Annotated in this window: 6 protein-coding genes; 4 read left to right on the forward strand and 2 right to left on the reverse strand. The window is 72.7% G+C overall.

What is annotated here, in order from left to right; all coding sequences use genetic code 11:
* From H5J29_RS19320 to H5J29_RS19330, 3 genes are all read left to right on the forward strand, one after another.
* The coding region (locus H5J29_RS19320) for a DUF7586 domain-containing protein (RefSeq protein ID WP_446686485.1) at positions 1-215 on the forward strand (215 nt) is incomplete at its 5' end.
* Between the two features lie 213 nt (positions 216-428).
* Complete coding sequence (locus H5J29_RS19325) at positions 429-2,204, forward strand: BCCT family transporter (protein ID WP_181782450.1); 1,776 nt, start codon at positions 429-431, stop codon at positions 2,202-2,204.
* 71 nt (positions 2,205-2,275) lie between these two features.
* A complete protein-coding gene (locus H5J29_RS19330; RefSeq protein WP_181782452.1) occupies positions 2,276-3,934 on the forward strand; it encodes a hypothetical protein in 1,659 nt (552 codons plus the stop codon).
* Positions 3,935-3,972: 38 nt separating this feature from the next.
* Here H5J29_RS19330 and H5J29_RS19335 read toward each other — a convergent pair whose 3' ends face one another.
* Together H5J29_RS19335 and H5J29_RS19340 are read right to left on the reverse strand one after the other, a co-directional pair.
* Positions 3,973-4,272, reverse strand: coding sequence for a hypothetical protein (locus H5J29_RS19335; RefSeq protein WP_181782454.1), 300 nt, complete (start codon positions 4,270-4,272; stop codon positions 3,973-3,975).
* A gap of 78 nt (positions 4,273-4,350) precedes the next feature.
* Entirely contained in the window at positions 4,351-4,956 is a 606-nt protein-coding gene (locus H5J29_RS19340; protein ID WP_181782455.1) for a hypothetical protein, read from the reverse strand.
* A gap of 180 nt (positions 4,957-5,136) precedes the next feature.
* Here H5J29_RS19340 and H5J29_RS19345 point away from each other — a divergent pair.
* A partial coding sequence (locus H5J29_RS19345) for a hypothetical protein (protein WP_181782457.1) occupies positions 5,137-5,452 on the forward strand: 316 nt, incomplete at its 3' end.

Raw genomic sequence — 5,452 nt, forward strand, 5'->3', positions numbered from 1 at the left:
ATCTCGGTGGGCTCGGCAGGCCGGGCCGGTCGTCGCGCTTCCGGGCCCGGCCGGACGGCACCTGGGTGGGGCTCGACGGCTACTTCGCGGGCGAGACCCTGCGCCTCGACCCGCTCGCACTGAACCTCGCGACCTTCGTGTTCACCCGCACGCCGTACGACCCGCAGGCACCCGTGCCGGGCGGGGTGGACCCCGCGGGCTGGCGGAGGCCGTGACGTTCGGGTAACGATCGCGCGCGCAACGATCCCCGTTCGCGCAGCTCAGCGCCCCGATCTGCGCTGGTACGCACACTGCGCAACCCGCCGCGCACCGCGAAACGAAACCGGACCACGGTGTTGACGCAGGACGTTTCACGGGCAGATGGTGTCCGCGCATCGTTCGCTCCACGTACAGGTGAGGGGGACCCCGCTTCTCGCGGGACGCCACGGATGACTCTCAAGGAACCCACCACAGGCGGCGCCGGACCGGATCCGGGACCGGAGGACAGCGCGCCCGAGGTCGTGGCCGCGGGCGGCGGCGCCGCCGAGCAGAAGCAGCCCACCGACCGGATCGTCTTCGGCGTTGCGGCCGCCCTGGTCGTCGCGTTCATCGTCTGGGGCATCCTCGGCACGGAGAGCCTGTCCAGCGTCGCGAGCGCGGTCCTCGGCGGGATCATGTCCGGCGGCGGCTGGTTCTTCATCCTCACCGCGTCGGCCTTCGTGGTGTTCGCGATCTACCTGGCCGCGAGCCGCTACGGCAAGATCCCCCTCGGCCGCGACGACGAGACGCCGGAGTTCCGGACGTCCTCGTGGGTCGCGATGATGTTCTCCGCCGGCATGGGCATCGGCCTGATGTTCTACGGCGTGGCCGAGCCGCTGGCCTTCTTCACCTCGCCGCCCCCGGGCTCCGGCGCGGCTGCGGGCACCCCGCAGGCGCTCGACGCCGCCATGGCGACCACGCTGTTCCACTGGACGCTGCACCCGTGGGCGATCTACGCCGTCGTCGGGCTGGCCATCGCGTACGGCACCTTCCGCAAGGGCCGCAGCCAGCTGATCTCCGCCGCGTTCGCCCCACTGCTGGGCACCCGCCGCACGGAGGGCGGGCTCGGCAAGGCGATCGACATCTTCGCGATCTTCGCCACGCTGTTCGGCTCCGCCGCCTCGCTCGGCCTCGGCGCGCTGCAGATCGGTGGCGGTCTCGACGCCGTGGGCTGGATGGACGACCCGGGCACCGGCATCCTCGTCGCGATCATCGTGGTCCTGACCATCGCGTTCATCGCCTCGGCGGTCAGCGGCGTGGCCAAGGGCATCCAGCTGCTGTCGAACGTCAACATGGTGCTCGCCGCGATCCTGGCGTTCGTCGTGTTCGTGGTCGGCCCGACCGTGCTGATCCTCAACCTGCTGCCCGGCGCGGTGGGGCACTACCTGGCGGACCTCGCCTCGATGGCCGCCCGCACCGGCGCCGACGGCCCCGAGACCGCCGAGTGGCTGCAGAGCTGGACGGTCTTCTACTGGGCCTGGTGGATCTCGTGGACGCCGTTCGTCGGCATGTTCATCGCACGCATCTCGCGCGGCCGGACGATCAAGCAGTTCATCACCGGCGTCATCCTCATCCCGAGCGTGGTGTCGCTGGTCTGGTTCGCCATCTTCGGCGGGGCCGCGATCTCCGAGCAGCAGGCGGGCAACGACCTGGCCTCGGCGAGCACCGAGGGACAGCTGTTCGGGCTGCTGCAGTCCTACCCGCTCGGCGGCATCCTCTCCGTGATCGCGATGCTGCTGGTGGCGATCTTCTTCGTCTCCGGCGCCGACGCCGCGTCCGTGGTGATGGGCACGATCTCGCAGAAGGGCTCCATCGAGCCCGGCCGCGGCATCGTGATCTTCTGGGGTGCCGTGATGGGCGCGATCGCGGCGGTGATGCTGCTGGTCGGCGGGTCGGACGCGTTGTCGGGCATCCAGAACATCACGATCATCATGGCGCTGCCGTTCGTGATCGTCATGGTGCTGCTGTGCGTGTCGCTGTTCAAGGACCTGCGCAGCGACCCGCTGATCCGGCGCGAGGACCGGGCGTCCGAGGCCGTCGAGCAGGCCGTGGACTACGGCCTCAAGCAGCACGACGGCGACTTCATCCTCAACGTGAAGCCGCTCAGCATGGCCGAGGGCGCCGACGAGGCGAAGCGCCACGGCGGGGGCACACTCCTGCCCGGCGAGCCCCAGCCCAAGCAGTAGCGCATCGGGCCCACTCCCGCCGCGCCCACCCCCCGTCCCCGGACGCGGGGTGGGCTGCGAGAGTGGGCCCGATGCGTCTCGTGTTCGCCCCCGGTGACGACCAGGGATACGCCGGAGCCCGGGACCGGCTGCTGGATGCGTTCGGGACCTGGGCGCGCAGGCGCCGGGTCTCGGCCGACGTCTTCCTCGTCGCCGCCGCCCTCGACTACAAGTACGCGCTGGACCACCGGCTGGGCCGCTGGACCCGCGCCCACGTCGCCGACGCGCTCGGCATGTGGTTCCCCCGGCACGTCACCGTGCTCGACGCCGACGAGGTCCCCGAGGCCTTCCACGCGCTGATCGACTTCCTCGGCGACCACGACGGCCTCGACGCCCGCTCGGCCTCCCGCGCCGAGCTGCACGCCCAGGTCCTCGACTCCACGCCCGCGCTGCTCGACGGCATCGCGGACGAGCGGAACTACGACCTCGGCAAGTTCTGGGGCGTGCAGCTGCGCCGCCACGGCGTCGACCCGGCCGATCCCCGTGCCGTGCAACGCTTCCTGGACCGTGCGCGGTCCGGCGAGGTGGACATCGACCGGGCCGCCCTGGCCGAGATCACCCGGCGCGAGGAGCAGGCGCCCCGCCGCCAGGTCCCGGCCCCCGAGCTGCCGCCGGTACTGCTGCCCAGCGCCGCGGACATGGTGACGGCGGCGGGCGAGAGCGTGGCACTGGACCTGTTGCGGCGCTTGACCGTCTGGGTCCGCGCGGGCCGCAGGCTGACCCGGGACGGGCGGCTCACCCTGCCCGACGCGCTGGCGCTGGCCGACCTCCTCGGCCTCGACCAGCTCTACCGGGACTCCGCCCGGCGCTCCACCGACCTCCCCGAGACCTCGCTGATGCTGCACTGGGCCAAGGCCGCGCGGCTCGTGCGCCCGGTGCACGGACGACTGGTGCCGGTGAAGAGCGCGACGAAGGACCTCCACCGGCCGATCGAGCTGTGGCGCAGGGTGTTCGGGTCCGTCGGGCGGATCGGCGACCACCTCGGCGGCACCGACGTGTTCGGGGCGCCGTCGTTGTTCGGGATGTCGCTCGCGGACGCGTTCCCGATCCTCTGGCTGGAGCTCTACGCGGCCGGTGGCGGCCCGATCCCCGTGGAGCTGTTCCACCGGCTCGTCCGCGAGGCCGTGAACGACTCGTGCGGCTGCGTGGTCGACGACCTCGCCGGGGACGCCGAGGGCAGGCTCTGGCGCCGGGACGTCACCGCCCTGCTCGACGCGCTGGAGCTGCTCGGCGCCGTCGAGCTGGGCGAGCTGCTGGACACCGAGGAGCTCGACGCCCTCGTGGAGCTCGCGGGCCGGGACGACCCGGACCCCACGATCGTCACGCTGACCCCGATGGGGCTCTGGGCCGTCCACGAGACCCTCATCGACCAGGGCCTGCACGCCCCGCTGCCGGGCGAGCTGGCCGACGAGGACATCGAGTACGTGTGCGTGCGGATGGCCGACGTGCGCGCCGCGGTCGCCGAGGCGGAGCTCGACGCCTGGGTCGCCGCCCGCTCGCAGGTCGAGGCCGCGGACGAGCTGTCCCGGTTCCTGGCGCGCACGGACGACCCGGTCCACCGCGACCTCGCCCTGCACGCGTTGGCACGCACGGGCGCGACGGGTCTCGCGGCGGCGAAGCGCTTCCGCAGCGCCCCCACCGAGGTGCCGCGCGGAGACGGCCGCTGGGACGGCGAGCTACAGCTGTCCTAGTAGTCGTCCGAGCAGCTGTCCGAGCAGCTGTCCTGGCCTCAGCTGTCCCCGTACCGGATCACGGGGGCCGCGCCGGACAGCTCGTCGCACAGGTCGGAGAGCCTGCTGTCGAGGCGCTGCTGCACGCGTTCGAGCGAGTCGAGCTCGATCATGATCTCCACCGACGAGCGCGGGCCGTCGATGCCGGACAGCACCCGGCGCAGCTCACCGCGCAGCTCGGTGATGCGTTCGCGGCACTCCTCGACCGCACTGCGGTGCGCCCCGAGTCGCGCGCGCTGGGTGGCGTCGAGCGAGTCCGGCACGGAGTCGATGCGGTCCTGCAGGCGGTGCTGGTTCACGGGCCGTCCTCCCGGTGGTGGTGATGCCGATCACCATGTGATCGACACCACAGACCGTACCAGCGAGGGTCCGGAAAGTCAGGCGGACCGGCGGTCGCGCTGCTGCGGGATCGCGTGCAGGGCGGCCTGGTGGGCGGCGAGCTCGCGTTCGCGCTCGCGCACCAGGTCCGTCGTGAGGTGGTAGTGGCCGCGGCGGGAGCGCTTGCAGACGTAGGCGCGCTGCGCCCGGGCGCCCAGCTCCTCGAGCTCGCGCGCAGCGGCCTCGGCGGACTCGCGGTCGGAGTAGATGACCTTGCCGTCGGCGCCGACGCCCTGCCTGCGCGGAGCGGTGCCCGCCAGCTCGGCCCGGCTCGGCTTGCAGAAGACGGGGCGGCCGGTGGTCATCAGCCGCGCGTACCGCAGCAGCACCCGGGCGCGGTCGACGTCTCGGACCGGGCCGGTCGGCTCGACCGACTCGCGCTCCTCGGGCGAGACCCGCGGACGCGGAGCCAGCCTGCGGACGTGCGCCAGGTCGACCGGCGAGGGGCTGCGGCGGTCCTGGCGAGGGATGAACGGAACCACACCCTCGGCCCCGTCGACACCCGGGCCGTGCTGTCCGCGCTCGTCCATCTCGCCCTCCTCGTCACCGGTGCTGCGTTCGTCGCCGCCGTCGCTGTCCGTCGTCTGCTGGATCGTGCGGACCATCCTGCCTCGTTACCCCCGTGCCGCGGTGTCCCACGATCGTGTCGTTTCACCGGGGGACTCACCCTGAGTAGCGTGCTGACCGCACGGATGGCCACTCTCCGTGCCCGGATCGGTGCACAGCGCCGCCGGGCGGCCGCGGACGGTCGTATGATTCAGGCCACTTCGGGGGAGGTGTCAGCGATGACGGGCGTGGGCGACTGGACCGGGTGCTTCGTGCGGTCCGCACTCGCACCGACCGTCTTCGAGATCGCGCCCGGCGCCCGGCCCGCCGTCCGCGAGTGGCTCGGCAGGCAGGCGTGCGCGGCCGCCTGCAGCCGTGACCCGCACCTGCCCGCGGTCGACGCCTGGGCCGTGCTCGACGGCGGCGTGCTCGGCGTGGCGCACTGGCGCCCCACCGCGCAATGCGGGCTGCCCAGTGGGCTCTACATCGTCGGGTTCGGGGCGTTCCGGCTGGTCACGGCCGAGATCGGGCTGGCCCGACCGACCCGCCCACTGC

It is taken from the genome of Pseudonocardia pini (genome assembly GCF_013870575.1).
GTDB lineage: Bacteria > Actinomycetota > Actinomycetes > Mycobacteriales > Pseudonocardiaceae > Pseudonocardia > Pseudonocardia pini.